The organism is Marinomonas transparens, assembly GCF_016463975.1.
Classification (GTDB): Bacteria; Pseudomonadota; Gammaproteobacteria; order Pseudomonadales; family Marinomonadaceae; genus Marinomonas; species Marinomonas transparens.
The window spans coordinates 1-22654 of sequence record NZ_JAEMNX010000024.1 but is presented as its reverse complement, the minus strand read 5'-3'; the positions used below and the strand labels follow the sequence as shown (position 1 = coordinate 22654).

The 22654-nt window shown below is 45.5% G+C and carries 22 protein-coding genes; 9 read left to right on the top strand and 13 right to left on the bottom strand.

Annotated elements, in window-relative coordinates:
- Positions 1 to 85: 85 nt before the first annotated feature.
- The 6 genes from I8J31_RS17010 to I8J31_RS16985 all read right to left on the bottom strand — a co-directional run bounded on the left by I8J31_RS17010 (position 86) and on the right by I8J31_RS16985 (position 6970).
- Entirely contained in the window at positions 86 to 940 is an 855-nt protein-coding gene (locus I8J31_RS17010) for a fumarylacetoacetate hydrolase family protein (protein WP_199469786.1), read from the bottom strand.
- Positions 941 to 999: 59 nt separating this feature from the next.
- A complete protein-coding gene (locus I8J31_RS17005; protein WP_199469785.1) occupies positions 1000 to 1947 on the bottom strand; it encodes an ABC transporter substrate-binding protein in 948 nt (315 codons plus the stop codon).
- Between the two features lie 103 nt (positions 1948 to 2050).
- On the bottom strand, positions 2051 to 3055 hold the full coding sequence (locus I8J31_RS17000; RefSeq protein ID WP_199469784.1) for an ABC transporter permease: 1005 nt from the start codon (positions 3053 to 3055) through the stop codon (positions 2051 to 2053).
- An 18-nt stretch (positions 3056 to 3073) separates the two neighbouring features.
- Positions 3074 to 4564: a sugar ABC transporter ATP-binding protein gene (locus tag I8J31_RS16995; protein ID WP_233402869.1), complete on the bottom strand. Its 1491-nt coding sequence runs from the start codon at positions 4562 to 4564 to the stop codon at positions 3074 to 3076.
- A gap of 111 nt (positions 4565 to 4675) precedes the next feature.
- The gene (locus I8J31_RS16990) at positions 4676 to 5425 is read right to left on the bottom strand and encodes an SDR family oxidoreductase (protein ID WP_199469783.1); all 750 of its coding nucleotides are present in this window, start codon (positions 5423 to 5425) and stop codon (positions 4676 to 4678) included.
- Positions 5426 to 5443: 18 nt separating this feature from the next.
- The gene (locus tag I8J31_RS16985; RefSeq protein ID WP_325101221.1) at positions 5444 to 6970 is read right to left on the bottom strand and encodes a UxaA family hydrolase; all 1527 of its coding nucleotides are present in this window, start codon (positions 6968 to 6970) and stop codon (positions 5444 to 5446) included.
- Positions 6971 to 7079: 109 nt separating this feature from the next.
- Here I8J31_RS16985 and I8J31_RS16980 point away from each other — a divergent pair, with 109 nt between their 5' ends.
- The 3 genes from I8J31_RS16980 (at position 7080) to I8J31_RS16970 (ending at position 9128) form a co-directional block, all read left to right on the top strand.
- Entirely contained in the window at positions 7080 to 7775 is a 696-nt protein-coding gene (locus I8J31_RS16980; protein WP_199469782.1) for a GntR family transcriptional regulator, read from the top strand.
- Positions 7776 to 7864: 89 nt separating this feature from the next.
- A complete protein-coding gene (locus tag I8J31_RS16975; RefSeq protein WP_199469781.1) occupies positions 7865 to 8317 on the top strand; it encodes an RbsD/FucU family protein in 453 nt (150 codons plus the stop codon).
- A complete protein-coding gene (locus I8J31_RS16970) occupies positions 8304 to 9128 on the top strand; it encodes an amidohydrolase family protein (protein ID WP_199469780.1) in 825 nt (274 codons plus the stop codon). Before I8J31_RS16975 ends, I8J31_RS16970 begins: the two co-directional genes overlap by 14 nt.
- 86 nt (positions 9129 to 9214) lie before the next feature.
- Here the strand turns inward: I8J31_RS16970 and I8J31_RS16965 are convergent, their stop codons facing one another.
- On the bottom strand, positions 9215 to 10111 hold the full coding sequence (locus I8J31_RS16965) for a GntR family transcriptional regulator (RefSeq protein ID WP_199469779.1): 897 nt from the start codon (positions 10109 to 10111) through the stop codon (positions 9215 to 9217).
- A gap of 410 nt (positions 10112 to 10521) precedes the next feature.
- Between I8J31_RS16965 and I8J31_RS16960 the strand changes: the two genes are divergently transcribed.
- The 5 genes from I8J31_RS16960 (at position 10522) to I8J31_RS16940 (ending at position 15745) form a co-directional block, all read left to right on the top strand.
- On the top strand, positions 10522 to 11532 hold the full coding sequence (locus I8J31_RS16960; protein ID WP_199469778.1) for a zinc-binding alcohol dehydrogenase family protein: 1011 nt from the start codon (positions 10522 to 10524) through the stop codon (positions 11530 to 11532).
- 3 nt (positions 11533 to 11535) lie between these two features.
- Positions 11536 to 12738 (top strand): mannitol dehydrogenase family protein, encoded by a 1203-nt coding sequence (locus tag I8J31_RS16955; protein WP_199469777.1) that lies wholly within the window; start codon positions 11536 to 11538, stop codon positions 12736 to 12738.
- A gap of 99 nt (positions 12739 to 12837) precedes the next feature.
- Positions 12838 to 13857, top strand: coding sequence for a sialic acid TRAP transporter substrate-binding protein SiaP (locus I8J31_RS16950; RefSeq protein ID WP_199469776.1), 1020 nt, complete (start codon positions 12838 to 12840; stop codon positions 13855 to 13857).
- 22 nt (positions 13858 to 13879) lie between these two features.
- Positions 13880 to 14455, top strand: a complete 576-nt coding sequence (locus I8J31_RS16945; RefSeq protein ID WP_199469775.1) for a TRAP transporter small permease — start codon at positions 13880 to 13882, stop codon at positions 14453 to 14455.
- A gap of 12 nt (positions 14456 to 14467) precedes the next feature.
- Positions 14468 to 15745, top strand: a complete 1278-nt coding sequence (locus tag I8J31_RS16940) for a TRAP transporter large permease (protein ID WP_199469774.1) — start codon at positions 14468 to 14470, stop codon at positions 15743 to 15745.
- A 110-nt stretch (positions 15746 to 15855) separates the two neighbouring features.
- Here the strand turns inward: I8J31_RS16940 and I8J31_RS16935 are convergent, their stop codons facing one another.
- The 6 genes from I8J31_RS16935 to I8J31_RS16910 all read right to left on the bottom strand — a co-directional run bounded on the left by I8J31_RS16935 (position 15856) and on the right by I8J31_RS16910 (position 21872).
- Complete coding sequence (locus I8J31_RS16935; protein ID WP_199469773.1) at positions 15856 to 16296, bottom strand: SRPBCC family protein; 441 nt, start codon at positions 16294 to 16296, stop codon at positions 15856 to 15858.
- A gap of 796 nt (positions 16297 to 17092) precedes the next feature.
- A complete protein-coding gene (locus tag I8J31_RS16930) occupies positions 17093 to 17686 on the bottom strand; it encodes a DUF6151 family protein (protein WP_199469772.1) in 594 nt (197 codons plus the stop codon).
- A 181-nt stretch (positions 17687 to 17867) separates the two neighbouring features.
- Positions 17868 to 19214 (bottom strand): FtsX-like permease family protein, encoded by a 1347-nt coding sequence (locus I8J31_RS16925; RefSeq protein ID WP_199469771.1) that lies wholly within the window; start codon positions 19212 to 19214, stop codon positions 17868 to 17870.
- Positions 19192 to 19860: an ABC transporter ATP-binding protein gene (locus tag I8J31_RS16920; protein WP_199469770.1), complete on the bottom strand. Its 669-nt coding sequence runs from the start codon at positions 19858 to 19860 to the stop codon at positions 19192 to 19194. Before I8J31_RS16920 ends, I8J31_RS16925 begins: the two co-directional genes overlap by 23 nt.
- A 25-nt stretch (positions 19861 to 19885) precedes the next feature.
- A complete protein-coding gene (locus tag I8J31_RS16915) occupies positions 19886 to 20299 on the bottom strand; it encodes a hypothetical protein (protein WP_199469769.1) in 414 nt (137 codons plus the stop codon).
- Between the two features lie 79 nt (positions 20300 to 20378).
- Complete coding sequence (locus I8J31_RS16910; RefSeq protein ID WP_199469768.1) at positions 20379 to 21872, bottom strand: alkaline phosphatase family protein; 1494 nt, start codon at positions 21870 to 21872, stop codon at positions 20379 to 20381.
- 184 nt (positions 21873 to 22056) lie between these two features.
- On the opposite strand from I8J31_RS16910, the gene I8J31_RS16905 reads away from it, so the two are divergent.
- Positions 22057 to 22647: a TlpA disulfide reductase family protein gene (locus I8J31_RS16905; protein WP_199469767.1), complete on the top strand. Its 591-nt coding sequence runs from the start codon at positions 22057 to 22059 to the stop codon at positions 22645 to 22647.
- The last annotated feature ends 7 nt before the right edge of the window (positions 22648 to 22654 follow it).

Sequence of the window (22654 nt, the reverse complement as noted above, 5' to 3'; positions counted from 1 at the left end):
TTTGCTCACTTCTACTTAGCTGCTAAGGCAGGGGACAAGGTCACATTGAGAGACTATTAAACACTGTCACTAGCACGGCAACAGCTTAAGCCTTAACCACTTTTTGACACTGCACACCAAGCTTGTCTATGCCCAACTTCATTTCTTCCCCACCCTTCAGATAAAGCGGCGGATTCAGACCCAAGCCTACGCCCGGTGGCGTTCCGGTTGAAATAATGTCGCCCGGTTGCAAGCTCATAAAACGACTACAGTAAGCAATAAGATGCGGCACTTTAAACACCATGGTAGAAGTGGAACCATTTTGATAACGCTTGCCATCTATCTCTAACCAGATACCAAGGTCGTTGGAATCCCCTACTTCATCCGGTGTGACTAACCAAGGGCCTGTTGGACCAAAAGTGTCGCAGCCTTTGCCTTTATCCCAAGTGCCTGTGCCTTCTAGTTGAAAAGCCCGTTCAGACACATCGTTGATCACGCAGAAGCCAGCTACATGCTTCATCGCATCCGCTTCATCAATGTCGCTGCCGCCTTCACCTATAATCACCCCCAGTTCGACTTCCCAATCGGTTTTCTCAGACCCTTTAGGGATTTTTACATCATCATTTGGCCCGACGATGGCCGAGGTCCACTTGCTGAAAATCACTGGCTCTGCTGGTACAGGCATACCAGATTCCGCCGCATGATCGGCATAATTCAAACCAATACAAATGAATTTTCCGACCTTATTAACACAGGCACCCAAGCGTAGATCTTGCTGTGGTGTTCCCTCAACCAAAGGCAGGGTATTGGTATCTAATGAAGCCAATTTGCCCATAGTGTCAGCACTTAAATGCTCACCCGCAAGGTCAGGAATGATCGCTGACAAATCTCGAACACGCCCTTCATTATCAATTAACCCCGGCTTTTCTTGCCCGACTAATCCGAATCGTACTAATTTCATTTCTCACTCCAATTTAAAAAATTGCCATGGGCGAAAGAGAAGACCATGGCACAAGGATGTTAGTTATAAAGCACAGCAGCGATTTTGGGATCGTCGATGTTTTCCGCAGTGTAATAATAGAACCCCGTATCAATCACCGTCGGTACGCTTTCTCCTCGGATAGCTTGCACTGCGGCTTTCACCGTTTCATAGCCAATACCCACTGGGTTTTGGGTAATGGCACCCGCCATAGCGCCGCTACGAATCGCCCCCATCTGTGCTTGGCCTGAATCAAAACCAATCACCACCACGTTTTTCGCTTTAGCTTCTGTCACCGCATTCACGACACCAATCGCAGAGCCTTCGTTAGCACCAAACATGCCTACTAAATTAGGGTAAGAGGTTAAGATGGCACGCGCCACTTCTGTCGATTTTAGCTGATCACCATCGCCATACTGCACGGTGACCACCTCAACATTCGGGTAGGCCTCTTTCATACGATTAAGGAAACCATCGCGACGATCCACCCCGGTGGTACTGGTTTGGTTATGGGCAACGACCGCCACTTGGCCTTTGCCTCCGATCAGCTCAGCCATTTTATCGGCTGCCAACGCGGAAGCCGCCACGTTATCTGTGGTGGCGGTAGACACTGGAATATCACTCTCCACACCACTATCGAAAGCCACCACAGGAATGCCAGCTTTTTGTGCTTTACGTAACAGAGGGATCGCTGCTTGACTGTCTAATGCCGCAAAACCAATGGCATCCGGTTTATTCGCCAATGCCGCCGCCAGCATGTCTATTTGGCGATCCACTTGTGCCTCTGTGTCTGGTCCTTCAAACGTCACCTTAACATCAAATTCTTTTGCTGCTTGATCCGCACCTTGCTTCACCGCTTGCCAAAACTGATGTTGAAAACCTTTTGAAATAAGCGGTATATATAACTGATCATCCGCTTTAATCAGGGATGAAGTAGTCATAATAGATACTGCACTGATAACACCTATGAGCGTTCGACGTGACAACATGTCCGTTCCTCCGTTATGTTGTTATTTTCGAGGTTTGCTAGGGCGACACAAGTCGCCAGTTAACACTTAATTCTTTAAAGAAGTATTACTTAACCTAAGACGGCTAGGCTTTCTGGCGACGTATCATGTCCGCATAAACCGCAAGAATAATAATGATGCCAGTGACCACGGTTTGCCATTCTTGTGCCACTGATAACACCCGTAAACCATTAGTCAGTACCGCCATAATCAGGGCTCCAATCAAGGTGCCAATAATAGAGCCTCGACCACCAGATAAAGAGGTGCCGCCAATGACCACAGCGGCAATGGCTTCCAACTCATAACCTAGACCAAGCGCAGGCTGAGCCGAGTTCAATCGAGAAGACATCAAGATACCGGCAATGCCACAAATGCCTCCCGCCACAGAATAAATAGCAATTTTCCAACGATCAGTATTCACTCCAGACAAGCGCACTGCCTCTTCATTGGAGCCAATGCCAAAGCAATAACGACCTAGAATGGTTTTGCTCAATACATAGCTAGCCACACCCGCAACAATAAACAGGATCAGCACACCATTAGGAATGGGCAGAAAAGGTAAGACTTCGCCAATCAAGGAACCACGAGAGATTTCATCGTAGCCTTCAGTATTACTAAAATAAATTGGTCGTGCACCACTAAAAACTAGAGATAAGCCTTTCAAAATCAACATCATGCCAAGGGTGGCAATAAAAGGGGGAATCTTCATTTTGGCGACAAAGGAACCAGAACAAAAACCACAAAAAGCACCCGTTAAAATTGCGCCTAATAGACCAACAGGTAATGGCATATTCAGATTGGTCAATAAGACCCCAGCAATAACCGCCGTGAAGGTCATTAACGTCCCCACCGATAGATCAATGCCGCCGGTAATAATCACTAAGGTCGCCGCGACCGCCAATACGCCATTCACCGAGGTAGCCTGCAAAATAGCCAACATATTCGAGGTCTGCATGAAGTTAGGAGAAGCGATGGAAAAAAACACCAATAACACCACGAGACTCGCAAAAGCTAACAGTCGTTGATGGGCGGTAATATCAAACAGTCTACTCAGTAGTGAAACAGGTTTAACTTGGCTTTCGGTATTCATTATTATTCTCTCCTAGCCTTACTGGGTGGCTAATGCCATGATTTGTTCTTGTGTTGTGGCGGCACCGCCGGGCAAAATACCCGTTAATTTGCCTTGGCACATGACTGCAATTCGGTGACTCAAACGCATCACTTCTGGTAACTCAGAAGAAATCACGATGATGGCTCGACCTTGCTGAGCCAAGGCTTCCAATAACTTATAAATCTCCGCCTTTGCTCCTACATCAATGCCTCGGGTTGGCTCATCAAAAATCAAGATATCGCAATCTCTCAATAACCATTTAGCGATGACCACTTTTTGCTGATTACCGCCAGAAAGAAGACCCACCTCCTGTGTGTCTGAAGGCGTTCTAATGCCCAGCTGCTCAATATAGCCCTTAGCCACGGCTTCCATTTTTCCCTCGTCCAACACACCAAATGCATTATAAAAGCGACTCAATGTCGCCATGGCGGTGTTGGCACGAACATCCATACCCAAGGCCAGGCCAAAATGCTTGCGATCTTCGGACAAATAACCGATACCTGCTGCCACCGCATCATTAGGCGACTGAATAGAGCAAAGTTTGCCATTCACCCAAACCTCCCCAGCATCAATAGGGTCGGCCCCAAAAATGGCGCGAGCCACTTCGGTTCGCCCCGCGCCCATTAGGCCAGCAAAACCTAAAATCTCGCCTTTCTTAAGTGTGAAACTGACATCGCGAATCGCTTTGCCGCGATTCAGCCCTTTCACTTCTAACACCTGTTGGCTCTCTGACAGATCAGGAATCTCTAGGGTTTCCTCTTTGACCTCCCGTCCTACCATCATGGAAATAATATCGGCTAGTGGTGTTTGTGCTGCATCGACGGTGTCTATGTACTCGCCATCACGCATCACGGTGACCCGATCAGCAATTTTTTTGATCTCATCCATTTTATGACTGATGTAAATAATCCCCACGCCTTCGGCTTTTAAACGCCGAATAATGACAAACAGCTCGGCAATTTCCGCATCATTCAATGCCGCCGTGGGCTCATCCATAATGAGAATTTTTGATTGATAGGACAGGGCCTTGGTGATTTCAACCATCTGTTGCTTGGCAACCGTTAAATGGCCAGTTTCTGTGGTCGGATCAAGATTGAAATTCATGCGCTGAAAAATATCACGGGCTCGCTGGTTGAGAAGGCCCTCATCAATAACGCCAAGAAAAGAACGCGGTTCACGGCCAATAAAAACATTCTGTGCCACCGTTAGATCATTCATCAAGCTCAGCTCTTGGTGAATGATGCCAACCCCTGCATTTTGGGCTGCTTTGGGGCCATCAAAAGTGACATTCTGGCCACTAACTTGGACGCTGCCTGCATCCCGTTGATAGACGCCGGAAAGGATTTTCATCAAGGTGGATTTGCCCGCGCCGTTTTCGCCCATCAAAGCATGTACTTCACCTCCAACCAGATCAAAGTTCACCGCTTTGAGGGCATAAACGCCGGGGAAGCGTTTTTCAATGCCTCGCATTTCCACCAGTAATGACATTAGTTTCTCTCCTTTTTTATTTTTAGAGGCTATCGCAAAACTACTGTGCTCGTGACCTTTTGCGGCACCCTTTTATTGGGTAGAGATTTTCTTAAAAAATGACAGTGATTATTAAATAGTGACGCCTCCATCCACCAACATAGCTTGTCCGGTAACAAACTTACTGTCGTCGGATAAAAGATAAACAATCATAGGGGCAATGTCGCTGACCTCGGCGAGCCGCCCCATAGGTTGACGGGCAATAAAGTCTTTTTGTGCTTGTACTGGGTCAGGTGCTGAGTCAATTCGCCCCCGTAAAGAAGGTGTATCCACTGTCCCCGGACACACACAATTACAACGAATCCCCTGCTTGACAAAATCCGCAGCGATTCCCTTAGTCAAACCGATTACCGCCGCTTTCGTCGCACCGTAGGCAGTACGCATGGGGAAGCCTTTGATGGAAGATGCCATAGAGGCCATATTGACGATAGAAGAAGACCCCCCGACCTTAGCTTGTTCTAACATGCCGGGTAAAAAGGTGCGGCACATGCGCACCATAGAAGTGACGTTTAACGCCACACTGAAATCCCAATCTTCATCACTGAGATCCAACACGGAGCCATTATGGACAAAGCCCGCACAGTTGAATAAGCCATCTAAATTTGGCAATTGCCCAGCAAGTGCTTTAATCGCATGACCATCGGTGACATCAAGTAAGTGGGTTTTAATACCTGGGCAAGCCTTTTGTAATTGCTGTAACGCCTCGGCATTTACATCGGTGGCAATCACCTGTGCCCCTTCATTAAAACAGGCTTCGGCACTTGCTCTACCGATTCCTTGACCCGCGGCTGTTATTAATATTGTTTTGCCTTTAAGTCTCACTTGGTATTCTCCGTTTCGTTACATCACTGCGCCAATCTGCCAAGGAACAAACTCTGCCCCACCATAACCGAGCGCCTCACTTTTGGTTTCTTCTCCAGAGGCAATTCGAATAATCAATTCAAATAACTCTGTGCCTTTGTCTTCAATAGACACATTGCCAGAAACAATGTCACCGCAATTCAAATCCATGTCTTCTTCTAAACGGCGATACATATCCGTATTGGTCGCCAGCTTGATACAAGGAGTCGGTTTATAACCAGAGACCGAACCACGGCCCGTAGTAAAAATAATCATGTTAGCGCCCGACGCCACTTGCCCAGTGACCGAACAGGGATCGAAGCCCGGACTGTCCATAAAGACAAAACCTTTTTTATCAATTTTTTCGGCAAACAAATACACATCGGTTAAAGGTGCGCTGCCGCTTTTGGCCACCGCTCCTAGGGATTTTTCGAGAATCGTGGTTAAGCCGCCTTTTTTATTACCTGGGCTAGGGTTATTGTCCATTTCGCCGCCATTGCGGGCGCAGTAGTCTTCCCACCAATGAATACGATTAACGAGTTTTTGCCCAACGGCTTCGGACACAGCACGACGCGTCAGCAAATGCTCTGCACCATAGACTTCCGAAGTTTCAGACAGGATTGTGGTACCGCCATGGCGCACCAAAAGATCCGAGGCATAGCCTAAAGCCGGATTCGCTGTGATGCCGGAATAACCATCTGAACCGCCGCATTGCATACCAACCATAATCTCTGAAACCGGCGCGGGTGCACGCTGCACTTTATTCGCCTGTTCGGCAATCAAGTGCAGTTCTTGCAGCCCTTTTTCAATGGTTTTTCGAGTGCCGCCTTCCGACTGAATCGTCATGTAACGGAACGCGCCGTCAGCACCTAATTCACGTTCACCCACCAAACTAGATACCTGCATCACCTCACAACCTAAACCGACCAATAAAATGCCGCCAAAGTTGGGGTTTTGCGCGTAGCCAGACAGGGTTCGATGCAGAGTTTGATAACCTTCCCCATCCCCTGACATGCCACAACCGCTGCTATGAACAATGGGCACAATGCCATCGATATTGGGGTAAGCCTTGAGGAAATCGGTCTTGCTTGCCGCTTCTTCAATAAATCGCGCCACTGAGCCTGCGCAATTCACTGAGGTTAAAATCCCTAAATAATTGCGTGTGCCAACACGACCGTTGGCACGGTGATAACCATTAAAAGTGCGAGGGGGAGCAATGGCGGGAAGGGGAACACTTTGCTCAGAAAAAGCATAACTTTGCAGATGCTCTCCCATTCCCATGTTATGCACATGGACATGTTCAGCAACGGCAATAGGTTGAGTCGCTTGGCCAATGATTTGACCATATCGAATAACATTGTCGCCTATCGATAAAGGTTTTATAGCCAGCTTATGGCCTCGGGGAACATCACTTTGCAGTGTCATGCCAAATTCATGGAGTTCACTGCCTTTTGCCAAATCACGCAAGGCGATAACGACGTTATCATTAGCGTGTAGGCGAAGGGCTTGTATGGAGCCAAAAATCACGGGCTATCCTCTACTCTAAATTCACATTCAATTGTTGTTATTGTATATTCAAACTAGCATCGTAAACCCCAACCGTCAACTAACATGTTAGTTTAAAGAGATTAGAAAAATGACAGAATCAACGCTTAATAAAATTGAAAACTTGAGCGGTTCACTGTCTCAACGCGTCTACCAATCCTTGCGAGAAGCCATACTTTCAATGCGGTATCCGCCCGGTACTGTGATCCGTAAAGGTGCGATTTGTGAACAGCTGGGCGTCTCTCGATCCCCAGTAGCAGAGGCCTTAGCACGACTTTCTGCGGAAGGTTTGGTGGACATCATTCCACAATCGGCCACCAAGGTGTCGTGTTTTTCGATGGATGACATACGCGAAGCCTGCTTTTTACGGCAAGCCTTAGAAATCGCCGCAGTAGAACGCGTCGCACAATATCGTAATGCAGAAGAGCTGGCTGCTCTCACTCGTAATGTGCGCATGCAAGAACTGCTGGTCGCCGATAAAGACTTTGTGGGCTTTTATCAAATGGATGAAGAGTTCCATACCTTATTGATGGATTTCACCGGCTTTGGTGGCGTTTCACAGGTATTAGAAAGTGTGTCTTTACACCTGACACGGGCTCGAATGTTAGTCTTGCCAGAAGAAGGTCGCCCTATCGAAACCATCAAAGAACATAAGGTTATTTTAAAGGCGATCAAAGAACAAAACCCTGACGCCGCACGCCAAGCGATGAAGCACCACCTCGGCCAATTGGTACCAAGAATCCAACCATTAGAAGAAAGCCATGCGGAGTATTTTAAGCGCAACTAGCTGTCTAACTGTTTTATACAACCGTCCGACACAATAACCGCGCTGACCTATACGTCGCCATAAATAAAAACAAAAAAAGGAAAACCAGCATGCTTTATAACATTCCATCTTTAATCACCCCCGAATTACTCTATGCCATGCGAGCCATGGGACACGGCGACGAACTGGTCATAGTGGATACTAACTTCCCCGCGCAAAGTCACGGTAAGCAATGCATTCGCCTAAGTGGGGTCGATGTTTCCCAAGCGCTGGCAGCGATTCTCACTTTGCTGCCCATCGATACCTTTGTAGAAAACCCATTTGCCACCATGCAAGTGGTCGGTGATCCGGATGCCATTCCACCCGCGGTCCAGGAGTTTACCGACATCATCCAGAAAAAAGCAGCTACCCAACAAACAGAGGAGCAACAGCCGCCAGTTGGTTTAGAGCGCTTTGATTTTTACGAGCGTGCGAAGAAGGCTTTCGTCATTATCCAAACTTCAGATAGCCGTCTTTACGCCAATATTATTATCAAAAAAGGCATTATCAATGATGCGGATTGATGCTCACCAACATTTTTGGCACCTAAAAAGAAATGACTATGGCTGGCTCACACCTGAGCTCACCACACTGTATCGTGACTTCACCCCTGATGACTTAACGCCATTGCTGCAACAACACAACATCGACGGCACCGTGCTGGTACAAGCCGCACCAACTGACGCCGAAACCGATTTTTTATTGGCACTCAGCGAACAACATGCGTGTATTAAGGGGGTCGTTGGCTGGGTCGATTTTGACAGTCAACAAGCCACAGAACGTATCGTACAACTGGCGCAGCACCCCAAATTAGTTGGGCTTCGCCCTATGATTCAAGACATAGAAGATGTCGATTGGATGCTCAGCTCTGCCGTGGGTAAGGCTTTACAAGTCTTAAGCCAACATCGACTGGTTTTTGATGCCTTGGTTAAGCCTCAGCATCTGGCTAATTTGAAAGCCCTTGTCGATCAACACCCGCAGCTTAAAGTTGTGATTGACCACGCTGCTAAGCCAAACATCAAAGACCGTGATTTAGCCCAATGGCAAAGGGACATGGCCGTCTTTCGCGATCACCCACAAGTGAGCTGCAAGCTATCTGGCTTGGTTACAGAAGCGAAAAAGGATTGGCAAGCAGAAGAGCTCTATCCCTATATAGATACGCTCTTCGAGGTATTTGGCGAGCAACGCCTTCTTTGGGGCAGCGACTGGCCCGTATGCCTACTCGCCAGTTCTTATGAAAAATGGTTCGACACGGTTAATAGATATTTAACAAAAAATCCGTGTTCAAAAGACAAGATATTGGGCGGAAATGCAATACGCGTTTATGGCCTTTGATCTTGCCCCAAGACTCAAACAAGACCTTTTCACATTGTTGCGAGCAAAGACCTCACATGCAATTTTGCTCGTCGTGGCGCAGTCCATCAAAGTATAGCGGTATTTTTTAATGACTGTTTTGCCGTATTCAAGTGCTTTTCAAACGCTAACATCGCGCCACGACGATCCTTCTTCAGCATCTTACTCATAAACGCAATGTGCTCATGGGCCGCTACCCTATTACGCTCTTTTTCATTACTCCTGTCCCATTGATAATGGTAGTGAAAAACAAAACTGATGATGTCGTAGAACTCATTAATAAACTGATTAGGCTGGCCCTGCTGCAATAAATCATGAACCCCTTGATCCAATCTCGGGAAGTCTTCATAACGCGTTTCGATGTTTTCTAACACCGCCTGATGTTTTTCCATCAAGGTCTTCAATTCTGCCCAATAAGGGCTGTCATCTGGCAATGACATAAAATTCGATAAAGCATGCATTTCAAACAGATGGCGTACTTCATAAAGTTGATCCACAAAGGCTTCATCAAATTCTTTCATTTGCCACTGGGATCTAGGGCTCTTTTCGATCAGACCAAAACGTGAAAAGCGAATTAAAAACTCACGAACGGCAACCGTGCTGCTGTCCGATTGGCGCGCTAATTCCAGCTCCGAAAATTTGTCTCCAGGCTTGAGTTTTCCACATTGAATCAGTTTAAGAAAATACTCTTCTACCAGTTTTTCTTTCGGCTTAGTGTGCAGGCTTACATCAAAGTAATCTTGTTCTTCTGGCATGGCGACCAAGGTTTTTTGTGCTCCAGATTTCACCAAAATATCGAGCGATTCTAGATACTCAATAGCTTTTCGCACTGTGGTACGGCTGACACTAAATTGCTTCGCCAGCACAACATCGGACGGTAAATCGTCACCCAATTCATAATACTGCCTAATATGCTCTAGCAGGGAATTAACCAACTTTTGAAATAAGAAATTCTTACGACTCACAAGCACTTACCTTCTTATTATTGTTCAACACCTCAATAGTAGTGACCCTTTATAGCATGTCATTACAAACCTCTGTTACTTTTATCAAGTCAGTATTTTTGATGTTTTAAAAAAACAAATAACGGGTATTTTTTTTTAAAACTGCTTTTTATTTGATGTATTTTATAAATAAAAAACAGTTGAATTTTGTCTTTTAAGTTTCTACTCTGATGAACATATAAAAATAAAAACATGTTAGGTAACCTTATGAAAGCATCTCAATTAGCACTCTATTGCACCCTCCACCAAGTCAACTCAGTTGATTCGACACATCGCATTTCAATGCCTACACCCTTGATGAGCTTCGCTTAAGCCTCTGACATTTTTATATTTTTTCTTATTAAATTCCTCTTGCTGGAGAGACAAGTATTATGAAATCTGCCATCTGTACACAACCCGGTATTATCGAAGTCAAAGACGTGCCACGCCCTGTCAATAAACCCGGCCATGTCATTATTAAAGTTAAAAACATCGGCATATGTGGTACTGACATCCATGCCTTTAGCGGTCAGCAACCCTACTTCGAATACCCTCGTGTTTTAGGTCATGAGCTTTCCGGCGTAGTGGATTCGGTGGGCGAAGGCGTCGACATTACCATCGGTCAAAACGTTTATGTGGTGCCTTACATGGCGTGCGAGAAATGCATTGCTTGTCGTAACGGCAAACCAAATTGCTGTACTGACATTCAGGTCATTGGTGTGCATGTAGACGGCGGCATGGCGGAATATTTACAAGTCCCTGTGGACTACATTGTTGAAACCGACGACATGCCATTAGATCAAATGGCCGTGGTGGAATGCCTAGCCATTGGTGCTCACGCGGTACGTCGCTCTCAGTTAAAAGCCGACACCAATGTATTGGTTGTGGGGGCAGGCCCGATTGGAATGGGCATTGCTCAATTTGCAAAAGAGCGCGGTGCTCGCGTCATCATGATGGACATGAATCAAGAGCGTCTAGATTTTTGCAAAGCCACCTTAAAAGTAGATGACACGCTACTCGCCGGTGCTAACGCCACAGCAGAGCTGGCGGCGCTAACTGACAACGAATTCCCAGTCACAGTATTCGACGCAACCGGTAACCCAAAGGCAATGCAATCTTGTTTTGGTTGGGTATCCCACGGTGGCACACTGGTATTAGTTAGCGTAGTGAAAGCTGACATTCAGTTTTCTGACCCAGAATTTCATAAACGTGAAATGACCCTAATGGGTAGCCGTAACGCCACCAAGGAAGACTTCGAGCACGTGGTAAAATGCCTACGTGAAGGCCGTGCCGTGGTGTCATCTATGATCACTCACCGTGGCTCATTAGTGGATTTACCAACCTTATTACCCTTGTGGAGTAAGAGCGAAACAGGCGTTATCAAAGCCTTGGTTGAGGTATAAGCAATGGCAAACGACTTGCTGTCCCCAAGCTTACTGCCTCAAGACTTAATCATGCAGTTTGGTACGAGCCGGTTTTTGCAGGCCCATGTGGACTTCTTCGTCGGCGAATCCATTGCCAACGGAGACTCCACCAGCAAGATTGCCATCGTGCAATCTTCCAGCAATAGCGCTGGCAAACGCCGCTTGACGGCCTTTAATCAAAGCTCGTCTTATCCGGTTAAAGTCCGCGGGTTACAAGATGGCAAAATTATTGATCAAAGCCATCAAGTTCAAGCAATAGAAGTCGCATTACAGGCTCAAGACGATTGGCAACAAATAGTCAGCTTATTCTGTCAGCGCGTCAGCCATGTGGTTTCTAATACGGCAGATCAAGGCTACCAATTGGATGACAGCGACCATATAGGCCTAACACCGCCAAACAGTTTCCCAGCCAAGTTATTGGTATTACTAAAAGCCCGTTTCGAACAAAATCCAACGCCCGTTACCTTAATGCCCTGTGAACTGGTTGCTAATAACGGCGATGTGCTAAAAAGCTTGGTGGTCGATCTAGCAAGTCAATGGCAACTCGATGATGCCTTTTTACACTGGCTAAAAAATGATTGCCTATGGGTTAACTCGTTAGTGGATCGGATTGTTTCTGAAGCCATCGAGCCCATTGGTGCGGTCACTGAACCTTATGCTTTATGGGCAATTGAAAAGCAGACTAACCTAACCCTGCCTTGCCAACATTCAGCCATTCATCTAGTGGACAGTTTAGAAGATATTGAGTTTTTAAAACTCGGCGTGCTGAACTTATCCCACACCTACCTAGTGGACTTATGGCAGACAATGGCAGCAGAAAACGATGACATCGCGTCTATTACAACAGTCCGAGAAGCCATGGAGAATCCTGTATTACAGGCCGAGCTAGAAGCCGTTTTACAGGAAGAAGTTGTCCCTGTGCTAACCGCGATGAATTTATCAGAAGATGTTGCCAGCTACGTTAACAACGTACGAGAACGTTTTTTAAACCCTTTTTTAGAACACAAACTCAGTGATATTGCGCAACATCATCAAGCAAAAATCGAACGCCGAATCCTGCCGATTTTTGAAAAAGGACAAGCTTTTTTCAGCGTAAATGAAGGTACTAAAAACACCTTGCCGCGATTATCCGCTTGTTTGAAGCGCCATGGTTTTAACCTTGTTTCCACTTCAGAAGGAGCTTGAAGTATTAGCATTTTCTTGTGGTAAGCCCTGCTAGGGCTTACCGAGAAAACAAACCGCACACCATAGTGTGCTTATTATAAAAATAAAATAGGTATTGTTATGTCAAAGCTTGAAAAAACGAATAATCAATCTCTTCTATCGACCTTAACTCGCCGCACTCTTATTGCGACTGCCGCAACAGTGATTACGGGTGCGAGTATGCTGAGTAGTGCAGCAAATGCCACAACGCTAAAATGGGCACATGTGTATGAAGCTGGTTCTCCATACCATGAAGCGGTACTGTGGGCGGCGGATGAGATCAACAAGCAAACCGACGGTCGTGTTTCTATTAACGCCTACCCAGCTTCCTCTTTAGGGAAAGAAGCAGAGCTAAATGAAGCGTTAGATTTCGGTACTGTCGATATTATTTTCACTGGCGAGATCTTCGCTGGGCAAGCGTACGCGCCAATGAAGATATCTTCTTTTCCTTTTGTGATCCGTGACTACAACCACTGGAAAGCTTACCGTGACAGCACTCTTTTCCAAGAAATTTCAGCCGGTTATGAAAAAGCCACAGGTCATGATGTTGCCTCCTTCACCTATTATGGTTCACGCCATGTAACGTCTAACAAGCCGATCAATACGCCTGCTGACATGAAAGATCTAAAAATACGCGTGCCAAATGCACCTTTGTTTTTAATGTTTCCTAAAGCGGTTGGCGCAAACCCAACTCCTTTAGCCTTCTCTGAAGTTTACTTGGCACTGCAACAAGGTTTGGTTGATGCACAGGAAAACCCATTACCAACCATTAAATTTAAGAAGTTTTACGAGGTTCAAAAATACATCAACCTAACGGGCCATATGTCGAATTCTCTGCTAACGATTATTTCGAACTATTCGAAAAACAAAATCAGTGCCAGTGATTATGACAAGCTAGTCGCTATCACTAAGCAGGCTGCTAATAAGGCGTCAGACCAAATCAATGATGCAGAGCAAAACCTATCTGCATGGTTCACCAAACAAGGTGTTACGGTAAATAAGGTGAATAAGAAGCCCTTCCAAGATGCGATCAAACCTTATTTGAACGATTCTGATAATGGCTTTACAGCGGAACAACTAGCACGTTTAGAAGCCCTGTAACCATTCATTAAGAGGGATGCTGATGATGACAAATCAAAAGCAAACTGGACACGTGGAAGAACGCGTGTCCGCCCTCGATTTGGTCGATGAGAACCAAACCGAGGAAGTATTTGCCTTCAATATGGCAGACATGCCCGTGATGATTATTTTTTGGGTCCTAGTGGTGATTGTATTTCTGCAATTTTTCACCCGCTACGTCCTCAATGACTCACTCGGCTGGACCGAAGAGATAGCTCGTTACCTTTTGATTTTATTGGGCTTTGTTGGATCAATAACAGTCGTAAGGAAAGGTGGGCACATTTTCTTAGAGTTTTTCTATCGTTTTATTCCCAGTCAATGGACAAAAGCCCTCGTGATCTTTGCACAGGTTGCTAGTACCAGCTTCTACATTTACTGCGCTTACTTGGCAAGCCAAATGGCCCTACGTATGAATCAAAGCTTGGTTTCAATACCTATCCCCAAAAGTCTGATGTACTGGACCGTGTGTCTTTGCTGCATGCTCATGGCAATACACTCTTTAGTTTGGCTGTTTAAACGCATCAAACAACCCCATGTCGAAGTGGCCAACAGCCTTAATGATCAGGTGATTACAGACTAAGGATTTTTGTTTATGTCTATCTTATTTATGTTCCTCATACTATTTTCATTACTAGTAGTTGGGGTACCTGTTGCGGTTTCTTTAGGTCTAGCCTCGCTATTTTTCATTATCATGGAAGGCATTCCTAATATTGTGCTGCTGCATAATATGGTCAATGGTATTAATAGCTTTCCTCTGATTGCCATTCCCTTCTTTATCCTCGCCGGACATCTGATGAATACCGGTGGTATTACCAATCGTATTTTCGCTTTTGCACGCTCGTTAGTCGGCTGGATGCCCGGTGGTTTAGGCCATGTAAACGTTGGCGCCAGTGTTATTTTTGCGGGCATGTCAGGGGCAGCGGTAGCCGATGCGGGTGGCTTAGGAAATGTAGAAATTAAAGCCATGAAAGATGCCGGCTATGACACAGATTTCTCCGTGGGCATTACCGCTGCATCGTCAACGATCGGCCCAATTATTCCACCGTCACTACCTCTGGTCATTTACGGCGTCATGGCCGATACATCGATAGGACAGTTGTTTGCTGCCGGGCTTATTCCGGGCTTATTGATGGCCTTTGCCTTAATGGCCATGGTGTCTTGGTATGCCAAAATACGTCATTACCCAAAAGATGATCGCTTTAGTTTCCAAGTGCTCTGGGCCACCTTTAAACGTGCTTTTCTGCCTTTAATGACGCCTGTTATTATTGTCGGCGGTATCACCACAGGGGTTTTCACACCAACAGAAGCCGCTGTGGCTGCGGTGGCCTACGCGATGTTTTTAGGACTGTTTGTTTATCGTACCTTGTCTTTCAACAACATTCTTAGGGTGTCACAAGAAACCATCGAAACATCGGCCTCTATTCTAATGATAGTTGCCAGCTCGACCATCTTTGCTTGGATACTAACCGCCAACCAATTCGCCACCTTTTTTGCTGAGGAGCTGCTGTCTTTTACCGATAACAAGATCATGATTCTGTTGATCATGACCTTACTGGTATTAATCATTGGTTGTTTTATGGAAACCATAGCAGCCATCACCATTTTGGTTCCTGTGCTCTTGCCAGTGGCAATACAAATAGGCATTGATCCGGTGCACTTCGGCATTATTTTGATCCTTAACTTGATGCTAGGGTTACTAACCCCGCCAGTGGGTATGGTGCTGTACGTACTTGCCAAGGTGTCAGAAACCCCCTTTGAGCGATGTGTAATTGCTACTGCACCATTCTTAATTCCATTAGTCTCGGTACTCATGCTACTGACCTTTATTCCTGCTATTTCAATGTGGTTACCCACACTGATCTATCGATAGTCAGTTAGGGGCGCGTCATTTTATTAATGACGAAGAAAGATATTAAAAAGCCAGAGTATTCAATACGAATACTCTGGCTTTTTTTGGTCTAACTTAATGTAATTGGCGTATCACGAATGATCTATTGGCACATCATTTGGAAAGGGCTTACCTTTACCCGTTTCCAACACACCCTTAAGACTCAGTAAGAATACGGCCCACTTGGTACTACAATGCGCCATAAAATCGGTCGATTCTTTCCAGTTTGCATGGGTAAATCTTACAAACGTTTGATCTTCTTCAGCGTCTAATTGAAATTCAATCTCTGTGCCCATCCATGCTTCTGGCATATTACCTGAATGTTGCCAGCACACTGTTTTATTGGGGATAAGCTTTGAAACGGTAAAATCTGGGCCGCCACCATTAAAACGAAACTTAATCGTTGAACCAACCTCTCCCGCTCCAGAGACATCGTTAGTCCACCATCCCGTTAGCCCATCGTTGGTCGTTAATGCCTCATACACACTTTCTGCTGAAGCCTTGATACCAACACGATGATTAATTTCAGCCATAGCATTCTCCTTCTTTTTTATTGAAGCATAGCGGCTTAATAAGCATTAAGGGGATAAAAATAAGTCAGGTTTTATTTACCCATTAAAGCCCAAAAACTACCATGTAGTATTTTCCGTAAATGATGAACAATTTAAACCTTGTGTTTTATTCCCTTAAAAAATAGAGCATTTATTATGAACACTCTGACGTCTATTCTTTCGCTGGAAATCAGTCGGTAGCGGCTACTACAATTTCGAACATGAGCGGAGCCATCAAGAGTCGTTTTACACCAAGCACACTCAGCGATGGCGTGGCGCCGACTGGCCCAAATCGAGCACCTATGCTAATCGCTCAACCCCCTCATTAATTTGGCCCTCTAGCTCTCCCATAGAATTAGGATAAGCCAGCCATAAGTCTAAAGCCGCCAAAATAAAGGCTTTCAAACCAAAAAACTACTGCGTAGTACCACTTATAAATTACGAACAACTAAAAACCATATCTTTTAGACTAGAGCAGTCATTCAGAATGGTAGCATTCAATGAGCTAATGCTAGTGCCTTCGAGCTAAAACGAAGTAGCCATGAGATTGTGATGCAGTCTTGCTGGAAAGAAGCTGAAGAGCATTTCGACAGGGTAGGCGGTCACACCTAGAAGAATAGCGCCGAAAAAACGTCACTCTGCGGAGGTGATGCGCAGAGCAAAAAGAACACCCCATCCTCCGCCTTCCCCTTAACAGACAAAAGGGGAAGGAACCGTGACTAGTTTTGTCGCTATCCTACTGATAATTGGAATGTAAAACTTGCCAAGAAAAAGCGACTCAGCCCTTCGTTAGGACGTTCGGCTCAACAACTGGGTCGCCATTTTCTTTGAAGAACACGGAGGGCTTATTTAGACCTTTCAACTTCCAAATAAGCAGCTTAGCAAGCACTCGTAGGGTGATCTTAAAAAACGAGACTTGTAGATTTTCAGGGACGTGCTGTGTAGCAAATTTCACCATTATATGGCCTCTGCTTTTGCCTAGATCTGCCTCTCTAGTTGCCTCGTTATCCATGAAGTTATGAATCACACCAACAAATGGAACACCAGCGTCCATGGTGTTGCCTATTGGCGTATTACAACATTTAGCATACCAACGATGTATGCCTTTAGGGCTGAGCCTCATACATGAGACATGCTCATTACCTTGGGTGATTTTTAAACTGGCTATAGGCATTTGAAAGATATCGGTGCCGCCATATTGGTCTAAAACATCAACTTTTTGCTCGGAAGCATCACTTTCTTGTTCTAAATAATGTGCGAACGACTGACAGTCATCACAGCAACAAACGACCCTTGTGCCGGATTTACCGGTCACATTCGTCGTTGTTCCTTGAACGCTGCCGCAAGCACATTTTAATTTTATTTCTGGCATGAGATTAATCCTCTCCAGGTTAACTCAATGGCAATAGTCGATATGCTCGACTAGCTATGCATCGATACTAAAGGGCTTTTTCTTATTTCACTAGTACAAAGTCATCTACACAAATACGCTAAGTCCTAGGAAAAAACGCCGTCCCTTTTCGGGAGCGACGCTTTAAAACAGCCGAGTCAATCTAGATAGATTGCATCAGTTTTTCATTTGATACACGGTACACAAACAGCGCTGGCAGCAGCGCGAGCACACTGCCAACCAACAGGACAGCCAAAGCAAACAGCCAATCTTTGCCGCCTAATGTGGCTTCTATGTTGAATTGCACCTTATTACTGAGCATGTAACTGATCCACTGCACTTCCAAGGTGGCCAATACCATGCCCACCAGCAAGCCTACCGCCATCAAGCTGAATACAAACATCCAGACAGATAACAGCAAGTAGCTGCGCGTCGCACCTATGGTTCGTAAGATGGCAAATTCCCGTTTAAACAAGGCAAACAAGGCAGCAATGCCAAATACCAATGACAGCATCACCAAGGCTTCACAGATCAAGGTTATTTGACTCATCAAGGCTCGTGCATCCCCCATTAGGGCATACAAGGTCACCATGACTTCTGCTGGGAATACACCCTGTGTTTCATTGTTACTGAAATCACTACGTAACCCATAGGCACTGGCAATAGTAATAGGTTTCACTATGAAAGCAGAAACCGGTTTAAGAGGATCATGCTCATCGAATGTGCCTAGGTGCTCGACTTCGTTATGACCTTCGCGCTCATGGTCGTGCTCTTCATGCTCCTCATAGCCATAACCTTTATGTTCTTCATGCTCGTGACCTTCATGTTTCTCATGCTCATGCCCTTCGTGTACACCATGCTCGTGACCTTCATGCTCATCTTCGGCATGGCCATCACCTAGCCCATGTACCGCCCAAGTCGCTTCAACAGGTACCAAGATTGCGTTATCCCAGGGCGTACCCGTAATAGGAAGCTTACGAACCACTTGATAGTCCACATGGTGGGTATGCTCTTCCGCTTCATCTTCATCACTGCTCTCTAACATGCCATGTTGAGGCTGGAAGATCTGTCCTGCCTTTAGCTCAACATTGGCACCAACAAACGCCGAATGAATGTTAGGAAAGTTCTCTGTTTCACCATATATCGAAGCAAGCAAAGGCTGTGTTGTGCCAATAATCGGGCTACCCGCATAGCCATCGCCCAACACCACAGGCGCAAACCACTTCACTCGTTCATCATCAAGTAAGTCATGCCAAACGTGGGTTGGTACGGTTTCTAAAAAACCCGTTTGTAAGAAGGCGATATCTAACACCAAATCAATCTTGGAGCCCGGCGCACCTATGATCAAATCAAATTGATCAGACACGTTAGCACTGCTCTGTTTGATCGCCCGTTCTTGCGACAACAAGGCAACACCCAGAGATAAAGCAACGCTAAACAGCGCAATAAAAATCACACAAGGCCAAGTGTATTGACGATACCAAGCTTTAAGCAGCATCCATGGATTCATCTTGGATCACCCCTCTTTCTAAGTATAAAATCTGACTAGCTTGTCCAATCACCAATGGATCATGGCTAACCGCTAATACAAACTTGCCTAAATCGGCTTGGGCTTTCAGTTGCTGAATCACAAACTCAGCATTTTCTTTGTCCAGCGATGCCGTAGGCTCATCCGCCAAAATAATCGCAGGACTACCTGACAAAGCGCGGGCCAGTGCAATACGCTGCTTTTCACCGCGGGAGAATTGACCAATATTCTTATGCACATCTTTAACACCAAACTGCTTAAGCAAGACCAAGGCTTGCTGGCGCAACTCGTTAGGAATACGCCAATGGGAAAAGCTGTGCTGCAAGATCACATTATCCAATGCCGACAACGAAGGGATCAGGTGAAAGTCCTGAAAGATAAAGCCGACATTTTTACTTCGCCATTGGGAACGAGCCGATTCATTGAGATCAAATAATGATTGACCTTGCCAATGCACTAAGCCTTGAGTCAGTTTAAGTTGACCAGAAACCGTATGTAGAAAAGTCGATTTTCCCGCACCTGATGGGCCAGCCAGAACATTAAGTTGCCCATAAGGTAGAGCAATATCGCCCAGCGACAAGATCGGCTGTTTATCCAATTCAACAGTAATATTACTTAGCGTTAACATGGTGACTCCTTGTAAACGGCTGTGATTATTTTGCGGTTTCAAACTCGGCATGAACCAAGCGCACTCTGCTTAAAAAACCCGTTTCTTCATCAACCTGTGTGCCGATTTCTAATTGCCCCGTTACGTAGATAGGCTGGTTATATGGCACTACATCAATAATGTCGTCGGTTTTCACCAGCATAATATCCGCTGGCCAATCCGCTTCAGACTCACAAAATGGGCAATAGGACATAGGCATCTTGGTTAGCACAAAGAAGGCGGCTTGGGCTTTGATTGGCGGTGCCATGTAGCCTCGAACACGAATCGTTTGACCTTGCTTCTGTTTAGCCATTTCTGAAAATTCACCACCTCGGCCATACAAATCACGAAAATGCAGCTTGTCCGCCGCCATGGAAACACTGCTCATACCAAGCCATAACAAGAGCAATACAATGCGCATGAAGAATTCCATTAAAAGTTTAAAACGAAAAAGGACGCCAACCTTAAGTTAGCGCCCTTGAGCTATCTAGACTTGTTAATTACTTAACAAGACCAGATGCGTAGCCCATTACGTTGAAGATGTAGTTTTGCTCTACAGAACCATCCATCAACCAAGCTTTAGGACCACGAGCGTAAATCGCTACGTCTTCGCCAGCATGAGATTCAGATGATTTAGGGAACAAGGCTTGCTGAATGTAATCAATATCCGTTGTATCAACATTCGTTAAGTCTTCACGCTCGCCTTTTACTGCACCTGGACCATTGATGTAGCTAAGGGTTGTAAACGGTTTGCCATCATCATCTAGGTTAGGCGTTGTTTTAGGATGACCCTTACCGTCAACACCCACACTCAAACCTAAGATTGGGTTACCGCGTTTCGCATAGCCTTGCATCGTCAAAGTATGAGAATGATCGGCTGTTACAATGATCAGGGTATCTTCTTGGTAGGTTTTTTCCATTGCCGCTTGAACCGCATCAGCAAAAGCAGAACCATCTTCTAAAGCGCGCGCTGCGTTGCCTGCATGGTGAGCGTGGTCAATACGTCCGCCTTCAACTAACAAGAAATACCCTTTCTTGTTGTTATCCAGAATGTCGATTGCTTTACCTGTCATTTCCGCCAAAGAAGGCTCGCCACCTTTGTCTTTAGCGCGATCCGCTTCGTATTCCATGTGAGAGCTGTTAAACAAGCCTAAAACTGGACCGGTTTTTTCTGTATTAAGCTTATCGAAGCCAGCTTGGTTCCAGATGTATGACGCGTTCTGGTATTTCTTAGTCCATTCTTTCGTTAGGTTACGGCCGTCAGTACGCTTACCTGATTTGCCCTCGCCATCTTTCATTGTTTTAGGAATGAAATGACGACGACCGCCACCAAACAACACATCGACATTCGAATCTACTGCTTGTGATGCGATATCGATACAACCCGCTGCTTTTTGCTCAGCAGACAACTTGCTATCGTCTTCGTAGTTACGGTCTGCAGAATGGGCATAGGCCGCCGCTGGCGTTGCATGAGTAATACGAGCTGTTGAAACAACACCTGTTGATTTGCCGGCTTGCTCTGCTAACTCAAGAATGGTGGTTACTTCGTTTTTCATCCCAGCCTGGCAATCGCCACGGTCAACATTAGAAGCCACACTCAGCATGCCCGCTTTGGTTTTAACACCCGTAAGAAAAGCGGTTGCTGTACCAGCAGAATCTGGTGTTTGAGCATTCGTGTTGTAAGTCTTCGCTAGTGCTAGGTGAGGAAACTGTTCGTAGCTAAGTACATACTCTTCACCTGATCCACCCTCTTTTTGACCTTTATACATACGAATCGCTGTGTTTGAAGTGACACCATTGCCATCACCAACAAACAAGATCACGTTTTTCGCCATACCATTAATACGAGGAGCATTTAGTTTTTGCTGAAGCGTTGCTTGACCGTCTTTAAACCACTGATCATTAGACTGTGTTACACCAGAGGCCATGACACTGCTCATCACACCAGCAGTAGCAACTGCGGCAACCGACTTAGTAACTAGATTGATTTTCATTATTTACATCCTCAATGGAGCGCTTAGAAAGTTTCGCTACTCTACCGGGGATAAATGACATTTCATCGACATTCTGATGTCAGTTTTATGACAAACTAGAAAAAAAAAGTAAAATAAAAAACAATTAGATATCGATATCATTAATTTGTCATATTTAAAAAATATAGTATTAGATTTGTACGGCATGAAAGACGTCATGATTCTCGCTTTCCGATTCACTTTTACCTGCTTATTATTCGCAGTCTCACTTTCTACCAGTACACTAGCGGCCAATACGTTAGCACCCAATAAACTGGCTCCGCCCATCAAAGGGTTGGAAATCCATCAGCAAACCGACATAGCTCTAAGCGACTATTTAGGAAAAGTGACCTTGCTCGACTTTTGGGCATCCTGGTGTGCGCCTTGTCGGCAATCACTGCCCCAGTTAAATAGATTACGGAATCAGTTTAACAACAAGGGTTTTGAAATCATCGCCGTTAATCTAGATGAAAACACCAAAGACGCTAAAACCTTCCTTGAGCAATACCCTGTGCAATATCCGATTCTCACCAAGGCCTCCCAATCACAAATCCAAGCATACGAAATAGAGGGCCTGCCTGTTTCCTATCTAATAGGCAAAGATGGAAAAATCATCACTCGTTTTGTCGGTTTCAAGAAACGTCATTTGAAGGAAATAGAAAGGTACTTACTAGATGAGACCTTTGCACGAAGTCATGAGCAAAACCGAGACAAGGCAAAAACAGACGAAAAAGCAGAGTTTATGGGTTATAAATGAGCATTTT